The organism is Pseudoxanthomonas sp. 22568 (assembly GCF_052044485.1).
Lineage (GTDB): Bacteria > Pseudomonadota > Gammaproteobacteria > Xanthomonadales > Xanthomonadaceae > Pseudoxanthomonas_A > Pseudoxanthomonas_A beigongshangi.
Map to the genome: position 1 here is coordinate 264664 of NZ_JBQENC010000003.1, position 16505 is coordinate 281168.

Consider the following 16505-nt stretch of genomic DNA (forward strand, 5'->3'; position numbering starts at 1 on the left):
GGAAAAGGCGGTCGTCATTCCTGCCAGCGGCGGAAAATCAGCGAGGTGTTGATGCCGCCGAAGGCGAAGTTGTTGCTCATCACGTGTTCGGCCCGCAGTTCGCGGCCCTCGCCGGTAATGTAGTCCAGCTCGGCGCAGCGCGGATCGCGCGCTTCCAGGTTGAGCGTGGGGGCGAACCAGCCCTCGCGCATCATCTGGATGGTCGCCCAGGCCTCGTAGGCCCCGCAGGCGCCCAAGGTGTGGCCGACGTAACTCTTCAGCGAGCTGATCGGAATGCGCGCACCGAACACCTGCGCGGTCGCGGCGGTCTCGGCGATGTCGCCGTGATCGGTGGCGGTGCCGTGCGCGTTGACGTAGTCGATGGCGTCCGGCGTCAGGCCGGCGTCTTCCAGCGCCAGTTGCATCGCCTCGGCCATGGTGTCGGCGCTGGGCTGGGTGACGTGTTGGCCGTCGCTGTTGGTGCCGTAGCCCACGACCTCGGCCAGGATGTGGGCACCACGCGCGCGCGCATGTTCCAGTTCTTCCAGGATCAGCGTGCAGGCGCCCTCGCCCAGCACCAGTCCGTCGCGACCGGCGTCGAACGGGCGCGGCGTGCTTTGCGGATCGTCGTTGCGCACGCTGGTGGCGAACAGGGTGTCGAACACCGCCGCGGCGGTGGCGTCGAGCTGTTCGGCGCCGCCGGCGACCATCGCGACCTGCTTGCCGAAGCGAATCGCCTCGTAGGCCGAACCGATGCCCTGGCTGCCCGAGGTGCAGGCGCTGGAGGTGGTGATGACCCGGCCGGTCAGGCCGAAGAACACGCCGATGTTGACCGGCGCGGTGTGGCTCATCATCTTCAGGTAGGTGGTGGCGTTGATGCCTTCGGTGGTGTGCTCGTTGAGCATCCGGCCGAAGTCGCCGATGGCGCTGTGGGTACCGGCGGACGAACCGTAGGACACGCCAACCTTGCCGCTGCCCAGCAGCGGATCGCCCAGCAAACCAGCCTGCTCCAGCGCCAGTTCGGTGGCGCGCACGGCCATCAACGCGACCCGGCCCATGCTGCGGGTGGTCTTGCGGTTGTAATGCGGCGGCAGTTCGAATTCGGCGGCTGGCGCCGCCAGTTTGGTGTTCAGGCCTTCGTAGATGTCCCATTCGTGCATGTGCCGCACGGCGTTGCGGCACTCGCGCAGGCGCAGGTGCACGCTGGGCCAGTCGTTGCCCAGCGGGCTGATCGTGCCCGCGCCGGTAACCACCACGCGTTTCAGTTGGGCGTCGCTCATCCGATCAGACCTCCGTTGACGGAGATGACTTGGCGGGTCACGTAAGCCGCCGCCGGCGACAGCAGGAACGCCACCACCGCGGCGACTTCCTCCGGTTGTCCCATGCGCCGCATCGGAATCAGCTTGAGCGCTTCCTCGGCCACCTCGCCGGCCACCATCTCGGTGTTGATCAGGCCCGGCGCGACGCAGTTGACGGTGATTTCGCGGCTGGCCAGTTCCAGCGCCAGCGCCTTGGTCGCGCCGATGATGCCGGCCTTGGCGGCGCTGTAGTTGGCCTGTCCGCGGTTGCCGACCAGGCCCGACACCGACGACAGGGTGACGATGCGGCCGGGCTTGCGTCGGCGCACCATCGGCATGGTCAGCGGGTTGAGCACGTTGTAGAACGCATCCAGGTTGGTGTGGATTACCGCGTCCCAGTCCTCCCCGCTCATCGCCGGAAACGCGTTGTCGCGGGCGATGCCCGCATTGCAGACCACCCCGTAGTACGCGCCGTGCGCGGCCACATCGGCTTCCAGCGCCTGCGCGGCGGCGGCGCGATCGCCCACGTCGAAACCCATCACCCGCGCCTGCCGGCCAAGCGCGCGGATCTCCGCGGCCACGGCCTCGGCTTCCTCCACCCGGCTGCGGTAATGCACCACCACGTCGAACCCGTCCTGCGCGGCACGCAGCGCGATCGCGCGCCCGATGCCGCGGCTGGCCCCGGTGACCAGGACCGTCGAGTCTCCACTCATGCTTGCTCGTTCTCCAGATAGGCCATCGCGTCCGGTGGTTCGAACACCGACACGTTGGCGCTTGCGATTTCGTCCCCGTTCGCCTCGATGCGGCAAGCGAACATCCCCAGGCCATTGTCGCCCAACAGCTCGCGGATCGCCTCCACCCGCAGCAGGGTGCCGGCCGGGAAATGGGTCCAGGCCGACTGATAGCGGCGGGTGCCCAGCAGGAAGCCGATGCTCGGCTCGCCGCCGGCCTGGCGGGCGCGACAGCCGGCCCAGGCGGCGATGGCCTGGGCCATGTACTCGACCCCGACCCAGGCCGGCACGCCGGCCTCCTCGCTGAACGGCCCGTCGGCCGGCACCCGCACCTCGACCGCCACCCGGTCCTCGTCCCAGCCCAGCAGGCGGTCGATCAGGCGCAGGGTGCCGCGATGCGGGATGACCCGTTCGATGTCGTACAGCGGATGCGCCGCATCGGCGGCCGGCGACGGGCGCGCGTTGTCCAGGTTCATCATCCGGCTCCCAGCAGCAGGACCGCGTTGCTGCCGCCAAAGGCGAAGGAATGGCTGAGCACATGCCGAAGCGGGCGTGCGGCGCGCTCGCCGGGGGCGGCGAAGTGCAGTGGCGCCAGATCCGGATCCGCTTCGCCATCCCACCAGTGCGGCGGCAGGCGGTGCTCGGGATTGGCCGCCAGCGCGAGCCAGGACAGCCCGGCCTCGATCGCGCCCGCCGCGCCCAAGGTGTGCCCGGTCAACGGCTTGGTCGAACTCACCGGCGTGCCGGGCCGCATCGTCGCGGCGACCGCGCGGCTTTCCATCGCGTCGTTCTGCGGCGTGGCGGTGCCGTGCAGGTTGACGTAGTCGATGTCGTCGGCCTGCACACCCGCGCGCGCCAATGCCTGCCCGATCGCGGCGATGGCGCCGACACCCTGCGGCTCGGGCGCGGAAATATGGTGGGCATCGGCGGTTTCGCCCCACCCCGCCAGCCGCACCGGTCCGGGTTCGCGGGTCATCAGGAACAGCGCGGCACCCTCGCCGATGTTGATGCCGTTGCGGTGACGCGAGAACGGATTGCAACGGGCGGCCGATACCGATTCCAGCGCGCTGAAGCCGTCGATGGTGAAGCGGCACAACGAGTCCGCGCCACCGGCGATCACCGCGTCGACGATGCCCGCGCGCAGCAGGCGCGCCCCCGAAGCCAGGGCCTTGGCACTGGAGGAACAGGCGGTCGATATCGTCCAGGCCGGACCGTGCACGCCCGCTTCGGCGGCGACGAACCGCGCCGGCGTGCCGATCTCCTGCTGGGCGTAGTGGAAGCCCGCCGGCCAACTGCCGTGTTCGTGCTTGAACGGCAAGGCCTGTTCGGATTCGCCGATGCCGGAGGTGCTGGTTCCCAGCACCACCGCCACCCGGTCGGCGCCATATCGGTCGATGGCGGCGGCCACGGCCGGTGCAATCTGGGTGAATGCGCCGCGCAACAGCGCGTTGTTGCGTCCGCGCAACGGCAGCGGGCAGTCGGACAGATCCGGCAGGACGCCGGTCACCGCGCCCAGCATGAGCGGTCGCCCGGGGGTGAGCGCTTCGCTGAGGCGCACGCCGCCGGGCGCATCGCCGGCGAACAGCGCGGTCGCCACCGCGTCGCGGCCGGTGCCCAGCGCGCAGGTGATGCCGAGTTCGTTGAGGAAGACCTGCGCGGCGTTCACGGGTTGGCCTCTCCGCCCACGGTCTGGATGTCCAGCGCGTAGCCTTCGGCCAGGTTGCGCAGCCGCAGGTTGTCCGGCGCGTCGCGGGTCAGCACCAGCCAGGCGGTGCCGTCGCGCAGCAGCCGACGCTCGTGGCCATCGTCCTCCACCCGCCACCCGGCGGGCAAGGCGCCACGCACGGCTTCCAGCGGCCATAGCGCGAACTGGAGATCGTCCAGCACGCGCTCGCCGCGCACCGCCGGCGGCAGCCAGGGCGCGCGTTGCTGGTGCAATTCGCGGCCATCCCATTGCAGGCGCACGCCGGACTGGCCGAGTGCCTGCACCGCCAGCCGCACTTCCTGCGCGTCCACTTCCAGCAACGCCTCCAGATCGCGTTGCCGGGCGCCGAACTGGAAATGCAGGCGCTGCTGCACCGCCAGCGGTTTGCCCAGCGCGGCCGGCGCCAGCCGCAGCGGCGGCAACGCGACCGCCGGTGCCGGCGTGCGATGCGCGCAGGCCGCCAGCAGGCACAGCATGCCCAACAGGGCGATCAGGCGTCGCACAGTTCCTCCAGCACGCGCAGGCGGCGGCCGGTGTCGGCGACGTACGGGTTGCGGGTATCCCAGGCGTAGCCGGCCAGGATCGAGCAGATCATGCGGCGGATCTCCGGCTGCTGGTCAGGATGGAAAATGATTTTCTGGAAGCCGCCCGCATACCACGCCTCCACGAAACGGCGGAAGGTCTGCACGCCCGCGCGCAGCGGTATCGAGTAGTCGGTTTCCCAGTCCACCGCTTCGCCCGCGTAGCGGCGCCGCAGGCAGTCGGCCGCCAGTTGCGCCGACTTGAAGGCGATGGTCACGCCCGAGGAGAACACCGGATCCAGGAATTCGCCGGCGTTGCCCAGCAGCGCGTAGCCCGGCCCCCACAGCGAGTTCACGTTGGCCGAGTAGCCGGTGATCTGGCGCACCGGCAGCACCGCCCACTCCGCGTCCTTCAGCAGCCGGGTCAGGTTGGGATCCTCGCCGACGATCGCCTGCAGGCGCTCCAGCTCCGTGCCCGGATAGCGGTTGAGGAATTCCATTTCCGCGACCACGCCCAGCGAGCAGCAGCCATTGGAGAACGGGATGGTCCAGTACCATACGTCGACGTGCTCGGGGTGGGTGGTGATCAGGATCTTGTTGCGATCAAAACCGGCATCCTGCGCGATATGGTCGCGAACGTGCGTGAAGATGGCGCCGCGCACCGGGAAATTCGACGGCGATTCCAGTTTCAGCAGCTTGGGCAGCAGCCGTCCGAAGCCGCTGGCGTCGAGCATGAAGTCCGCCTCGACCTGGTAGGTCTCGCCTTCCGGCGAGCGCACGGTCACCCGCGGGCGCTCGCCCGGTTCGGCGGCCAGCACTTCGTGACGATAACGGACCTCCGCGCCCATCCGCTCCGCGCCCCTGGCCAGCACGTGGTCGAAGTCGGCGCGCTGCACCTGGTAGGTGGTGCCCCAGCCCGGCGAGAACTTGTCGCGGAAATCGAACTGGGTGGTGCGCTCGCCGCGCACGAACGCGGCACCGTTCTTGTACTGGAAGCCGGCTTCCACCACGTCCTGCAGCAGCCCGGCGGCCTCGATGTATTCCATGCTCTGCGGCAGCAGGCTCTCGCCGATGGAGAAGCGCGGGAACTGCTCGCGTTCCAGGATCAGCACGCGGCGTCCCTGCTGGCGCAGCATCGCCGCCGCCACCGAGCCCGCCGGGCCCGCGCCGATGATCAGGATTTCCGTCTGTTCGATTTTCATTCCTTGCTACTCGTGCTCTAGAGGTGACGGGGAAGCCGCCGGTGGGCGGAACAACGGTGAAACCAGCCAGACCAGGCCGATGCCCAGCAGCAGGGTGAGACCGAAGGCGCGCAACGCCGGTGTCGCCGACAGCGCCAGCAGCCCGAACGACAGCCAGGTGCTGGCCGCGCCGATGCATACCGCCATCCAGGCGCGGGCGTCGCCGCGGTGTTCGGTCAGGAAAATGCCGTAGTCGATGCCCATGCCCAGCAACAGCAGCAAGGCCAGCACGTTGAACAGTTGCAGCGGTTGGCCCGCCAATCCCAACAGCGCGACGGTCAACGCGCCGGCCAGCAGGGTCGGCAACATCACCCGCCAGGCGCCGGCGCGATAGCGCCACCACAGCAATGCATACACCAGCACCGCGCCGGCCAGCAGCAGCCCACTCATCAGGTGGCGGTAATGGCGCAGCAGGCGCGAGAAGTCGGCGGTGCGATCGACCCAGCGCACTCCGGGCAGTTGCGCGGCCTGTTGCTCCAGCAACGCCAGCGCGCCGTCGCGTCCCAGGTCATCGATCAGCACCACGCTGGCCAGTTGTCCGCCCACCTGCCCCAGCCATTGATGGCGGAACGGCGCGGACACCGGCGAAGCCAGCCACGCCTCGGGCCACAGGGGGCCGGCGCTGAAATCCGGACGCGCAAGCGATTCGCCCAGCGCCTGTCCGACCTGCGCCATCACCGCGCTTTCCACCCGTCCGGTCAATACGGCGTCGGCCTGTTGCCGGCGCAGCGACGGCAACCAGTCGCTGATCGCGCGATGGCCGCCGATGCGGTCATCGGTCTCCAGCTTGCGCAGGCGTTCGGTCAACGCCTCTTCGCGTTGCAGCAGGGTTTCGGCATCGTCGGCGCGGATCAGGAAGAACTGCGCGGGACTCGGCATCCCCAGCAGCCGCCCCACTTCGATCTGCTGGGCCATCACCGTCGGTGGCGAGGATTGCAGGCTGCGAAGGTCGTCATCGCCATGCACGCGCAGCAGGCCGGCGACCAGCACCACGGCCACCAGCACGCCCACCACGATCCCGCCGCGGCTGCGAACCGCGCGCGGCCAGCGGTCCAGCGAACGGCCAATCGCCCGCGAGAAACGGGTATCGCGCACCTGGCCGCCATCGAGCCACGGGAACAGGCAGATCACGGTAAGGAACGCGCCGGCCAACCCGACCACCGAAAACAGTGCCATCTGGCGCAGGCCCGGAAACGGCGCCAGTCCCAACGCCAGATAGGCCAGCGCGCTGGTCGCCAATGCCAGCCACAGGCCCGGCAACAGGTGGCGCAGCAACGCCCAGCGCCGTTCCGCCGCCACGCCCTGGCGCGAGGCGAACCAGTGGATGCCGTAGTCCTCGGCCACGCCGACCAGGCTGGCGCCGAAAATCAGGGTCAGCAGATGAACCTGGCCGAACACCAGCGCGGTCACCGACAGGGCGGTCGCGCAGCCGATGATCAGCGAAGCGGCCACCAGCAGGATCGGACGCAGCGAACGGAACGCCAGCCACACCAGCAGCAACACCGCCGCCAGCGAGCCCCAGCCGATGGTATTGATTTCGCGGTTGGCCTGCACCGCCGCCGCCTCGGCGTGCAGCGGCACGCCCGCGCGCAGCACGCGCACCGAGGGCTCGGCCGCGCGCGCGGCGGCGCCGGCGCGGTCCAGCGCATCCTGGATGATGCGTTCGCCATCGAGCCGGAACGCCGAAGCGCGGGTCTGGAACGCGAGCACGCTCCAGTGCAGGCCATCCTTTTCCAGCAGGCCGTCCTCGCCCACGCTCAGGCCCGACGCCCGCGCGCGCGCCTGCCACCATTGCGGCCACAGGCCGAGCGGGTCCTGCCGCCATTCGGTCAACCGGGGCGCGCCCATGGGACCGTACAGCGCGGCCAGCGCCTGTTCCGCCAGCACGGCGGTGTCGGCCGTGGCGATGCCGACGCGCTGTCCGGGCGTCAGCAGACGATCGCGATACGGCGCGTAGAAAGCCTGCGCCTGCGGAAACCAGTCGGCGGCATTGTCGGCCGCGGTGAACGGCAATCGCGCCGCCTCCTCACCGGCCAGCGAACGGCGGAACGCCGTTTCGGCCCGATGCGCCTGCTCCGGCGTGGCCGCAACCAGCACCACCACGATCTGGCGCGCACCGGCATCGGCAATGCGCTCGGTGGCATCGGCCAGCACGCGATCATCGGCATCGCGCGGCAACAGCGCCAGGATGTCGCTGTCGATCGGCGGGTGCTGCCAGAACCGCCACTGGTGCGCCGCGACCGCGGCCACCGCGAGCAGCCACAGCAGGGCCAGCCAGCGCCAGCCGGAACGCCAGCGGCGATCTCGCGCGTCCAGGCCTTCAGTCAAAGCGGCGCGCCTCGTCCGCCGCCAGCGTGGCCGGCGTGTCCTTCAGCGCGGAAAACCGCAGCAGCGTGCTGTCGCCGTTGGCTTCCTCGATCCGCACCTCGCGCACGTAGCGATCACCACTCAGCTCGATTCTGGCGAACACCTTGGCCAGTGCCGCCGAACGCGGTTTCAGGCCCAGCCGCCAGCCGTTGTCCGGCAACGCCTGCACCCGGGTTTCGAAACGCGAGGACAGCGCGGCGACATCGCCGCTGACCAGCGCGAACATCATCGCGTTGACCGAGCGCAGCGCCGGCTGCTCGCGACCGTCCACCTCGACCCGCTGGCTGCCGTCGCGCTGGCGGCTGAGGATGCGGTCGCGGGTGATCACCATCTCGGACGGGAACGGCTTTTCCGTCGTCCAGATCACCCCCTTCTGCCGAGCGACCACGAACCGGCCCTGCGAACGCAGCGGGTTCTTGAAGCCGGTGATGCGTTTTTCCTGTTCGAACTGGCCGCGCAACACTTCGACCTGGGCGACGCGCTGCTGGATCACCGCCAGATCGTCCGCCGCGCGCGCGGACGGCGGCCACGCGCCCGCCGCCAGCAGCAGCACCGACGACAACAGGAAACCGGACCACCGCTTCATTCGACCTGCACTCCCAGCCGTTCCCACAGCACCGGCGGACACACATAGAGCATCTCGCCTGAAGCCGCCTCGACCGCCACCTGGAGGGTGTGGGCGCGGGTCAGGACCTGTTGGGATTCGGCGTCGCGGATGACGTATTCCAGCTTCAGCCGGTTTTCCCACTCCACGATTTCGGCGCGCACCACCAGCGGCTGCGCATAGCGCAGGGGACGGATGTACTTGATACGCGCATCCACCACCGGCCACAGGAAACCGGAGTCCTGCATCTGCGGATAGTCGTAGTCGAACCGTTGCAGCAGCGTGCAGCGGGCGATTTCCAGGTACTTGAAGTAGTTGCCGTGCCAGACCACCTGCATCGGATCGCAGTCGTGGAAGGCTGGCGACAGCGCGATTTCGCAGGACAGATCAGGCGTCGGCATACAGGCCCCAGCGCCGCGCGCGCACGTCCTCGCACAGCGCGCGCAACTCGTTGTCCAGCGCGCGGTCCTCGACGACCAGGGCGATGCGGTCGCGCAGATCCGCGTACATCGCCGCCGCCTGCTCGCCGAACACGGCCGAACCGCCGGCGCGCGCGCGCAGTTCCACCGCCTGGCGGGCGGCGATCAGCATGGCTGCGACCACTTGTTCGGTCAGGGTGATCACGCGCAGGCAGTCGCGGGCGGCGATCGTGCCCATGCTGACCTTGTCCTGGTTGTGGCATTCGGTCGAGCGTGAGAACACCGAGGCCGGCATGGTCAGCTTGAGCGCTTCGGCGGTCCACGCCGACACGCTGATCTGCAAGGCTTTCAGCCCGTGGTTGATGGCCGCGCGCGGACCGCTCGCGGCGGACAGGTTGGACGGCAGGCCGTGGTTGAAGCGGGTGTCCACCAGCAGCGCCAGCTGGCGATCCAGCAGGTCGGCCAGGTTGGCGACCGCGTTCTTCATCGCGTCCATCGCGAAGGCGATGTGGCCGCCGTAGAAATGCCCGCCATGCAGGATCTGGCCGCGCTCGGGATCGATCAGCGGGTTGTCGTTGGCACTGTTGAGTTCGGTTTCAATCAACTGGCGGAAGAACGGCAGCGCGTCTTCCAGTACGCCGATCACGTGCGGCGCGCAGCGCAGCGAATAACGATCCTGCAGGCGCTGCTCGTTGCGCGGCGGACGATCGCTGTGCAGGTCCTGGCGCAGGCGCGCGGCGGTCCGCGACTGGCCGGGATGCGGCTTGGCGTCGAACAGCACCTCGTCGAAATGGTGCGCGTTGCCGTCGCTGGCGAGCACGTTGAACGCGGTCAGCCGGGTCGCCAGCCGGCTCAGGTAGTCGGCGCGTTCCCAGGCCAGGCAGGCCAGCGCGGTCATCACCGCGGTGCCATTCATGATGGCCAGGCCTTCCTTCGGCCGCAGCTTGAGCGGGGTCATGCCGATCTCCGCCAACGCTTCGGCCGCGGGCCGGTGCACGCCGGCGTGGATGACGTCGCGTTCACCGCACAGCACCGCCGCCACGTAGGACAGCGGAGTCAGGTCACCGCTCGCCCCCACCGAGCCTTCGGCCGGAACCAGCGGCAGCACGTCGTGCCGGAGCAGGTTCTCCAGCCCGTCGAGCAGTCCCTGGCTGACGCCGGACATGCCGCGCGCCAGCGATGCCAGCCGCGCCGCGAGGACCGCGCGGGTCTCCTCGGCGTCAAGGAACCTGCCGAGTCCACAGCCATGGTAGGTGTAGAGGTGGTGCGGCAGTTCGGCGACCAGTTCCGGCGGAATGTTGACCGTGCAGGAATCGCCATAGCCGGTGGTCACGCCGTAGATGACGCCGTCCTCGCGCAGCACGCGATCCAGGAAGTCGGCGCCGCGGGCGATGCGCGCGCGGAAACCGGCGTCGTCGGACAGCCGGGCCTCGCGCTGCCGGCGCGCCAGCGCCGTCACGTCCTCGATGCGCAACGGGGCATCGCCGAACCGGACCGCGCCGGTGTCACTCTCGGGGGGAAGCGTCATGCGTAACCTGATCCCAGAAGGGAAAGAAATTGAACCAGTCGTAAGGCGCGCCGACCAACTGGCGCTCCAGCCATTGTGCGAACCGCCCGGCGTGTTCGGCCAGCGCCGCGTCGCGCGAACCGCGCGGCAGGCGGATGTTTTCGGCAAAGGGTTCGAAGCGCACTTCGTAACCATCGCCGGCGTGGGTGCAAGCCATCGTGAACACCGGGCAGCCCAGCGCCGAGGCCAGCGCATAGGCGCCAATCGGAAACGGCGCCGGATGGCCCAGGAACGGCACCCGCACGCTGCGCCCGCCCTGCAAGGGCACGCGGTCGCCGGCGATGGCGACGAACTCGCCGGCGGCGATGCGTTCGGCCAGCACCGTGGCGGTGGCCGGCCCCAGCTCGGTCACCTGCATCAGGCGCACGCCGTTGGCCGGGTCCAGCCGATCCAGCAGGCGGTTGAAGCGCGCGGCGTGCGAGGTATGCACCAGCGCGGTCAGGCGGAAACCCGGCACCCGGTCGGCCAGCGCCTGGCACAGCTCCAGGCAACCGATGTGCGCGGTGATGATCAGCCCGCCGCGCCGCTGCGCGACCATCGCCATCATCACGTCGCGGTGGGTGATCACCCGCTGTTCGGGATAGCGGTGGCCCATCGCCAGGATCTTGTCCAGCAGGGTCTCGGCGAACATGAAGAAATGGCGCAGGCTCTGCCAGCTCCCCGGCTCGCCACCGAACACTCCGCGATCGTGCGCATGCAGCCGGCGCAGGTACTGCAGCGACGCCGCGCGCGCGGTGGCGTTGCCCAGCCGGTGGAAGAACACCACCGGATAGGCGCACAGCCGGAACGGCCAGCGTCCCAGCCAGCGATGCACGCCGCACAGGAAGCGCACACCGGCCACCGAGGTGGACTCGGCGATGTCCGCCCAGTGCGGTTGTCCGGTGGCGCTCACGCGGGCACCGTCCGTCCACGCAGCAGCCAGCGCGGCAGGCGCCGCAGCATGCCGAAGAACAGGCGCGCGTGCATGCGGCTGATCCGCACGTTGTCGCGCCAGACATCGAAATGCGACACGCCGTCGCTGGGATAGGTCACCCGGGTCGGCAGGTTGACCACCGCCACGCCGCGCCAGAACAACCGCACAATGATTTCGATGTCGAAATCCATCCGCCGGCCAATCGGTTCCTGCGCCATCAGCGCCAGCACCGGCGCCAGCGGATAGACGCGGAAGCCGCACATCGAATCGCGGATGGCGAACGACAGCGTGTTGATCCAGACCCAGACGTGGGTCAGGTAGCGGCCATACAGGCGCCCTTTGGGCACGCTTTCGTCGTATTCGGGCACGCCGCAGATGATCGCCTGCGGTCGCTGCCGCGACGCCTCGGCGAAACGCGGAATGTCGGCGGGATCGTGCTGGCCGTCGGCGTCGATCTGCAATGCGTGGCTGGCACCGAGCCGCGCGGCTTCGCGGAAGCCCGCCATCACCGCCCCGCCCTTGCCCTGGTTGTGCGCCAGCCGCAGCAGCCGCACGCGCGGCGCATGCGCATCGGCCAACGCATCCAGCACCCGTGCGCAGGCAGGACCGGACCCGTCGTCCACCAGCAGGCAATCCAGCCCGGAGGCGAGCACGCCGGTGACCATCGCGCCAATCGCGTGCTCGTGGTCGAACACCGGAATGATCACCATCAAGCGATCGACCGACATGGTTCAGTGTCCTTCCTGCGCCGCGAACACGACCCGGCCACTGGCGTGCGGACCATGCGCGGAGGTGTACTGGAATGCCAGCGTCGATTTTTCCGCCGCCCATTGCAGGTGCAGGCGGATGCGGTCGCCCGGACGCGCGACGCGCTGGAACTTCAGCGCCTCCATGCGCAGGAACCGCGGCGGCAGCGGGAAGGCTTCGCGGCCGAACCGGATCGCCCAGTCCAGTTGCGCCACCCCGGGCAGGATCGTCGCCTGCGGAAAATGACCGTCGAACACCGCCAGATCCGCGTCCAGATCCAGTTCCAGTTCGGCGGCCAGCGGTTCACGCACGCGCCAGTGCGGTTCCGGACGCTCGGGCCGGAACAGCGCGGTCAGCGCCCGCTCGGTGACCTTGCCCTGCGCGTTGACCGGCAGGGCCACTGCGTAACGCCAGCGGCGCGGACGCGCGACCGCGTCGTGGCGGCCGGCCAGATGTTGCGACAGCTGCTGCGACAGCGCGCGGCGGCCGTGTTCGCGCAGGTACTCCCAGCCGGCCTCGTTGGGCACCACCACCGCCACCAGCGCGTCGCGCGCGCCGGGCAGCACGCAGACGCGGGCTTCGGCCACCCGCGGATGACCGGCAATGTCGCGCTCCAGTCCATCCAGCGACACTCGGCGCTCCTCGACCTTGACGATACGATCCGCCCGCCCGAGCAGGCGGAACCCGTCTCCGTCGGCGTGTACCCGGTCCTCGCTGGTCCACCACTCCCGCGCCTGGGCCAGATGCGGCGAGCGCACCTGCAGGCGTCCATCCTGGACCCGCCAGGCCACCCCGGGCAGCGCGCGCCAGGCCGGTTGCTCGTCGTCCCAGCGCCGCCACGCGATGCCGCCGGTCTCGCTGCTGCCGTAGATTTCGGTGGGGGCCACCCCCAGCCAGCGGCGGGCTTCCAGCGCGGCCTCGGCCGGCAAGGCGCCGCCGGAGGAGAACACCGCCCGCAATTGCCCGCCCAGCGAGGCCCAGTCCAGTTGCTGCGGCAGCCGTTTCAGGTGCGCCGGGCTGGCCACCAGCAACGCCGGTTGCCCGGCCAGGGCGGCCAGCAGGTCCTCGTGGAAGAAGGTACGCGGCGCGATCGGCCGGCCGGCCGCCAGCGGCCACAGCACCCGGAACAGCAGTCCGTAGATGTGCTGGTGGGACACCGTGCCATGTACCGTCGCCGCGCCGAGGTCCGCGCCGAAAGCGGCTTCCAGCGCTTCCACCTCCCGCGCCAGCTGATCCAGCCGCTTCTCGATGGCGACCGGCTCGCCGGTGCTGCCGGAAGTGAACACCAGCAACCGGGTCGCGGCCTCGTCCAGCGGCGCCAGGACCGTGTCCGGAACCACGTCCGCGGGCATCACGCCACCATCCGTGAAGTCGCCGGCGAAGCCATCGACCTGCCCGGCCAGCCGTTCACGGGTGGCCGGCAGGTTGTCGGCGCACAGGAATACCCGCTTGCCGGCGTGCCAGGCACCGAACAGGGCCGCGGCGAAGGCGGTCGCGTCCTCGAAGTACAGCGCCCAGTCACGGCCCCCGGCGCCGGCGAATGCCGCCTGCCAGGCCAGTACCCGGGTCCGGAACGCCGGGTGATCCCAATCCGGACCGACCCGCCGTCCGGTCCGGGCATCGACGGCGATGCGGTCCAGCGGCAGCCACTCACTCATGCCGGTGCGCCGCCCGCACGCGCTGCCGCACCAGCCACTCGCCCGCGAACAAGGCGCCCATCAGCAGGTAGGCGATGCCGCCGTTGTAGAGCGCCCAGACGCGATCCGTGGTCCATAAGGCCGTTGCCAGCGCCAGTGCGCCATTGAAGATGAAGAACACGCACCACACCTGGGTGACCCGGCGGGTATAGGCGACCGCGCGCGCCGGCAGATCCGGCTCGCTCACGCGGGCGATCCGCTCCACCACCGTGGGCGGGAAGCGCAGGCTCACCGCGAACACCACCAGCATCACCGCGTTGACCAGCGCCGGATACAGCTTCAGCGGCAGCGCATCGTTGAACACCGTGGTCAGCGCGGCCAGAATCGCCGCCCCGCCCGCCGCCGCCAGCCACACCGGCTGGCGGGTCGCCAGCGCGCGCAGCAGCGCCAGCGCCATCAGCAGGAGCGCCAGCCAGCGCGGCTCGAACCGGCCGAGCGCCAGGTAGACGACCAGCGGATAGGCCAGCGACAGGGCAATGAACAATGCCGCGCGGACCCGGTTCGCCATGAGCGCGCCGCGCCTTGATCAGGCGGCTTGGTCGCGGATCAGGCCATACAGCACGTCGACGACGTCCTGCACCGTGCGGACGGTCTTGAACGCGTCCGGTTGCAGGTTGCGGCCCAGCAGCGGCTTGAGCTGGACGATCAGATCGACCGCGTCGATGCTGTCGATGTCCAGGTCGTCGTACAGGCGCGATTCCGGCGTGATCTTCGCCGGATCGATTTCGAAGGTGTCGTGCAGGATCGTGGCGATCCGGTCGAATAGTTCGTTCTTGGTCATTTCAGTCCCCTCGCCGCGCCCTTCACGCCGCCCGCTGCGACGCGACGAACTCGGCCAGCGCGCGCACGCTGGAAAAATGCTTGCGGGTTTCCTGCGAGTCCGCCGACAGGCTGACGCCGTAGCGCTTCTGCAGGGCCAGGCCCAGTTCCAGCGCGTCGATCGAATCCAGCCCCAATCCTTCGACGAACAACGGCGCCGCCGTATCGATGTCATCGGGACCGATGTCCTCGAGGGACAGGGCGGCGATGATCAATTCCTTGATCTCGTGCTCAAGTGCCTGCACGCGTTTCCTCTCCAGAAAAATAATGCGTCAAATAGTCGGTGAGCCGCCTGGCGGCTGCCGCGTCCCCTCCGGTTCCGGACTCGGCGGCGTTCAGGAACCGTGCGATCGGCAGGTCTTCCTGAACGTCCACCACCACATGGAACCGGCGCGTGGGCACACGATACCATTTCTCCCCTTTCCCCAGCGTCATCGGCGTGCAGCTCAGCCTGACCGGCGTGATGTCCAGGCGGCCGCGGACGGCGATGTTGGCGGCCCCGCGCTGCAGCTTCGGCGGCTGCCCGCGCACGGTCCGGGTCCCCTCCGGAAAAATCACCAGGTTGCCGCCCGCCCTCACCGCTGCGATGCAATCGTCCACCAGTCCGGCGCCATCGTCGTTGGATACGTAACCCGCGGCCCGGACCGGCCCGCGCATGAACGGATTGCGCGCCACCGCCGACTTCACCACGCAATCGGCGTTGGGCAAAAGCGAGACCAGGAACACCACGTCGATCAGGGTCGGATGATTGGCCAGGATCAGCAGGCCGTCGCGTTGCAGGCGCTCGCGATGGCGGATTTCATAGGTCAGCAGGCCCAACTGGCGCATCAGTTCCACGTGCGCGGCGAAACTGCGCTGCACGGCGCGCCGGACCAGCCGTCGCCGGCGCGACGGATCGCGCACGAACCATTGCATCGGCGGGAACACCAGCACCCTCAGCACCAGCCCGCCGACACCGAAGGCCAGGAAACTCAGGCCGGTGCCGAACACCCGCCACAGATGGTCCAGGCGGTCACCCACCGTGGCGCCACTCCCATTGCCGCCCATCAGCCACGTGCCGCAGCGTGCCGGAACCGGCCAGCAGGAACCGCAATACCTCCAGACTGTGCGGCAGGGCCGCGGATTCCGGCGCGCCCGCCTCCGCCGGCGCCGCACCGCAGCCCAGTCCCACGGCGATGCCGTCGTCGCGATCCGCCGGCGCCACCCGCCAGCACCAGGCGTGGAAAGGATCCGGTTCGTCCCTGAAATCGGCATAGACCTCGGGCAGTGCGGCGTCGTAGACCACCACCAGTACTTCAGGCGCGCCATCCCCGAGCAGTCCCGCCGCCTCCACCAGCGCCGCTTCCGGCGTGGCGTGTCCGGCGGCGAGCGCCAGATAGTTGCCACGCTCGCCGCGCACGATCGAATACAGCGCGGCGATCGCGTTGTGCACGGAGAGTCCGAAGCTGGTCGGCGACAGGGTTTCGCGACGGCTCAGCGATTCCAGCAGTTCCACCGAGCAGGCCACGTCGCCGTGCCGCGAGGCGAACACGAACGGAATGCCTTCCGCCTCCGCGCGCTGGCACCAGTAGGCGGTCTGGATCGCCATCCGCCCCAGGCGATCGATTCGCCGCCGCTGCATCGCCGGTACCTCCCCCAGCGCCGGCGTGCCCTCGCCGTGGGGCGGAAACGGCTGGCGCGCCCATTCGCGCCAGGCCTCGGCGGTTTCCAGTCCGGGCGCCCAGGCGGCCCATTCGGCGATGGTGAACTGAATCCTCACGATGCTGCGATCCGCTCGGTTTCTGCGAGCGCCCTATTCCACCGGATGCGCCCCGAATCCGCCACCGTGAAATTTTTTTTTCACGGATGCTTGCAAGTCGGCAAAGCCCCCCCTACAATTTCGCTTCTCCCGCCGCGT

Annotated in this window: 18 protein-coding genes; all 18 read right to left on the reverse strand. The window is 69.5% G+C overall.

Going from position 1 to position 16505, the window contains the following annotated elements; genetic code table 11:
* Positions 1-14: 14 nt before the first annotated feature.
* The 18 genes from ACTJI2_RS05350 to ACTJI2_RS05435 are packed head-to-tail and all read right to left on the reverse strand — an operon-like array spanning position 15 to position 16367.
* Positions 15-1259 (reverse strand): beta-ketoacyl-ACP synthase, encoded by a 1245-nt coding sequence (locus ACTJI2_RS05350; protein WP_440841369.1) that lies wholly within the window; start codon positions 1257-1259, stop codon positions 15-17.
* A complete protein-coding gene (locus ACTJI2_RS05355) occupies positions 1256-1990 on the reverse strand; it encodes a 3-ketoacyl-ACP reductase FabG2 (protein ID WP_141452724.1) in 735 nt (244 codons plus the stop codon). The genes ACTJI2_RS05350 and ACTJI2_RS05355 overlap by 4 nt, the downstream gene beginning before the upstream one ends.
* A complete protein-coding gene (locus ACTJI2_RS05360) occupies positions 1987-2484 on the reverse strand; it encodes an ApeP family dehydratase (RefSeq protein WP_440841370.1) in 498 nt (165 codons plus the stop codon). Before ACTJI2_RS05360 ends, ACTJI2_RS05355 begins: the two co-directional genes overlap by 4 nt.
* Positions 2484-3674 carry a beta-ketoacyl-[acyl-carrier-protein] synthase family protein gene (locus tag ACTJI2_RS05365; protein WP_440841371.1) on the reverse strand — a complete coding sequence of 397 codons (1191 nt, stop codon included), beginning with the start codon at positions 3672-3674 and terminating at the stop codon, positions 2484-2486. Before ACTJI2_RS05365 ends, ACTJI2_RS05360 begins: the two co-directional genes overlap by 1 nt.
* Complete coding sequence (locus ACTJI2_RS05370) at positions 3671-4216, reverse strand: DUF3261 domain-containing protein (protein ID WP_440841372.1); 546 nt, start codon at positions 4214-4216, stop codon at positions 3671-3673. Before ACTJI2_RS05370 ends, ACTJI2_RS05365 begins: the two co-directional genes overlap by 4 nt.
* Positions 4204-5436, reverse strand: a complete 1233-nt coding sequence (locus ACTJI2_RS05375) for an NAD(P)/FAD-dependent oxidoreductase (protein ID WP_318289166.1) — start codon at positions 5434-5436, stop codon at positions 4204-4206. Before ACTJI2_RS05375 ends, ACTJI2_RS05370 begins: the two co-directional genes overlap by 13 nt.
* 6 nt (positions 5437-5442) lie before the next feature.
* Positions 5443-7803 (reverse strand): MMPL family transporter, encoded by a 2361-nt coding sequence (locus ACTJI2_RS05380; protein ID WP_440841373.1) that lies wholly within the window; start codon positions 7801-7803, stop codon positions 5443-5445.
* Complete coding sequence (locus tag ACTJI2_RS05385) at positions 7796-8428, reverse strand: outer membrane lipoprotein carrier protein LolA (RefSeq protein WP_203322470.1); 633 nt, start codon at positions 8426-8428, stop codon at positions 7796-7798. Before ACTJI2_RS05385 ends, ACTJI2_RS05380 begins: the two co-directional genes overlap by 8 nt.
* Positions 8425-8847 carry an acyl-CoA thioesterase gene (locus tag ACTJI2_RS05390; RefSeq protein ID WP_318289169.1) on the reverse strand — a complete coding sequence of 141 codons (423 nt, stop codon included), beginning with the start codon at positions 8845-8847 and terminating at the stop codon, positions 8425-8427. The genes ACTJI2_RS05385 and ACTJI2_RS05390 overlap by 4 nt, the downstream gene beginning before the upstream one ends.
* Positions 8834-10393 (reverse strand): HAL/PAL/TAL family ammonia-lyase, encoded by a 1560-nt coding sequence (locus ACTJI2_RS05395; RefSeq protein WP_440841374.1) that lies wholly within the window; start codon positions 10391-10393, stop codon positions 8834-8836. Before ACTJI2_RS05395 ends, ACTJI2_RS05390 begins: the two co-directional genes overlap by 14 nt.
* Complete coding sequence (locus ACTJI2_RS05400) at positions 10371-11324, reverse strand: LpxL/LpxP family acyltransferase (RefSeq protein ID WP_440841375.1); 954 nt, start codon at positions 11322-11324, stop codon at positions 10371-10373. The genes ACTJI2_RS05395 and ACTJI2_RS05400 overlap by 23 nt, the downstream gene beginning before the upstream one ends.
* Positions 11321-12073 carry a glycosyltransferase family 2 protein gene (locus tag ACTJI2_RS05405; protein ID WP_440841376.1) on the reverse strand — a complete coding sequence of 251 codons (753 nt, stop codon included), beginning with the start codon at positions 12071-12073 and terminating at the stop codon, positions 11321-11323. Before ACTJI2_RS05405 ends, ACTJI2_RS05400 begins: the two co-directional genes overlap by 4 nt.
* A 3-nt stretch (positions 12074-12076) precedes the next feature.
* Positions 12077-13750 carry an AMP-binding protein gene (locus ACTJI2_RS05410; protein ID WP_440841378.1) on the reverse strand — a complete coding sequence of 558 codons (1674 nt, stop codon included), beginning with the start codon at positions 13748-13750 and terminating at the stop codon, positions 12077-12079.
* A complete protein-coding gene (locus ACTJI2_RS05415; RefSeq protein ID WP_192198688.1) occupies positions 13743-14297 on the reverse strand; it encodes a hypothetical protein in 555 nt (184 codons plus the stop codon). Before ACTJI2_RS05415 ends, ACTJI2_RS05410 begins: the two co-directional genes overlap by 8 nt.
* A gap of 18 nt (positions 14298-14315) precedes the next feature.
* Complete coding sequence (locus ACTJI2_RS05420; RefSeq protein ID WP_141452713.1) at positions 14316-14570, reverse strand: acyl carrier protein; 255 nt, start codon at positions 14568-14570, stop codon at positions 14316-14318.
* A 22-nt stretch (positions 14571-14592) separates the two neighbouring features.
* Entirely contained in the window at positions 14593-14853 is a 261-nt protein-coding gene (locus ACTJI2_RS05425) for a phosphopantetheine-binding protein (protein ID WP_141452712.1), read from the reverse strand.
* Complete coding sequence (locus ACTJI2_RS05430) at positions 14840-15655, reverse strand: lysophospholipid acyltransferase family protein (RefSeq protein WP_440841379.1); 816 nt, start codon at positions 15653-15655, stop codon at positions 14840-14842. Before ACTJI2_RS05430 ends, ACTJI2_RS05425 begins: the two co-directional genes overlap by 14 nt.
* A complete protein-coding gene (locus tag ACTJI2_RS05435) occupies positions 15621-16367 on the reverse strand; it encodes a beta-ketoacyl synthase chain length factor (protein WP_440841380.1) in 747 nt (248 codons plus the stop codon). The genes ACTJI2_RS05430 and ACTJI2_RS05435 overlap by 35 nt, the downstream gene beginning before the upstream one ends.
* Positions 16368-16505 lie beyond the last annotated feature (138 nt).

Bases quoted from the DNA above. Each gene is read 5' to 3' on its own strand.
- ACTJI2_RS05350 (WP_440841369.1), bottom strand. From the start codon at position 1,259: ATGAGCGACGCCCAACTGAAACGCGTGGTGGTTACCGGCGCGGGCACG.
- ACTJI2_RS05355 (WP_141452724.1), bottom strand. From the start codon at position 1,990: ATGAGTGGAGACTCGACGGTCCTGGTCACCGGGGCCAGCCGCGGCATC.
- ACTJI2_RS05360 (WP_440841370.1), bottom strand. From the start codon at position 2,484: ATGAACCTGGACAACGCGCGCCCGTCGCCGGCCGCCGATGCGGCGCAT.
- ACTJI2_RS05375 (WP_318289166.1), bottom strand. From the start codon at position 5,436: ATGAAAATCGAACAGACGGAAATCCTGATCATCGGCGCGGGCCCGGCG.
- ACTJI2_RS05385 (WP_203322470.1), bottom strand. From the start codon at position 8,428: ATGAAGCGGTGGTCCGGTTTCCTGTTGTCGTCGGTGCTGCTGCTGGCG.
- ACTJI2_RS05390 (WP_318289169.1), bottom strand. From the start codon at position 8,847: ATGCCGACGCCTGATCTGTCCTGCGAAATCGCGCTGTCGCCAGCCTTC.
- ACTJI2_RS05395 (WP_440841374.1), bottom strand. From the start codon at position 10,393: ATGACGCTTCCCCCCGAGAGTGACACCGGCGCGGTCCGGTTCGGCGAT.
- ACTJI2_RS05405 (WP_440841376.1), bottom strand. From the start codon at position 12,073: ATGTCGGTCGATCGCTTGATGGTGATCATTCCGGTGTTCGACCACGAG.
- ACTJI2_RS05410 (WP_440841378.1), bottom strand. From the start codon at position 13,750: ATGAGTGAGTGGCTGCCGCTGGACCGCATCGCCGTCGATGCCCGGACC.
- ACTJI2_RS05415 (WP_192198688.1), bottom strand. From the start codon at position 14,297: ATGGCGAACCGGGTCCGCGCGGCATTGTTCATTGCCCTGTCGCTGGCC.
- ACTJI2_RS05420 (WP_141452713.1), bottom strand. From the start codon at position 14,570: ATGACCAAGAACGAACTATTCGACCGGATCGCCACGATCCTGCACGAC.
- ACTJI2_RS05430 (WP_440841379.1), bottom strand. From the start codon at position 15,655: ATGGGCGGCAATGGGAGTGGCGCCACGGTGGGTGACCGCCTGGACCAT.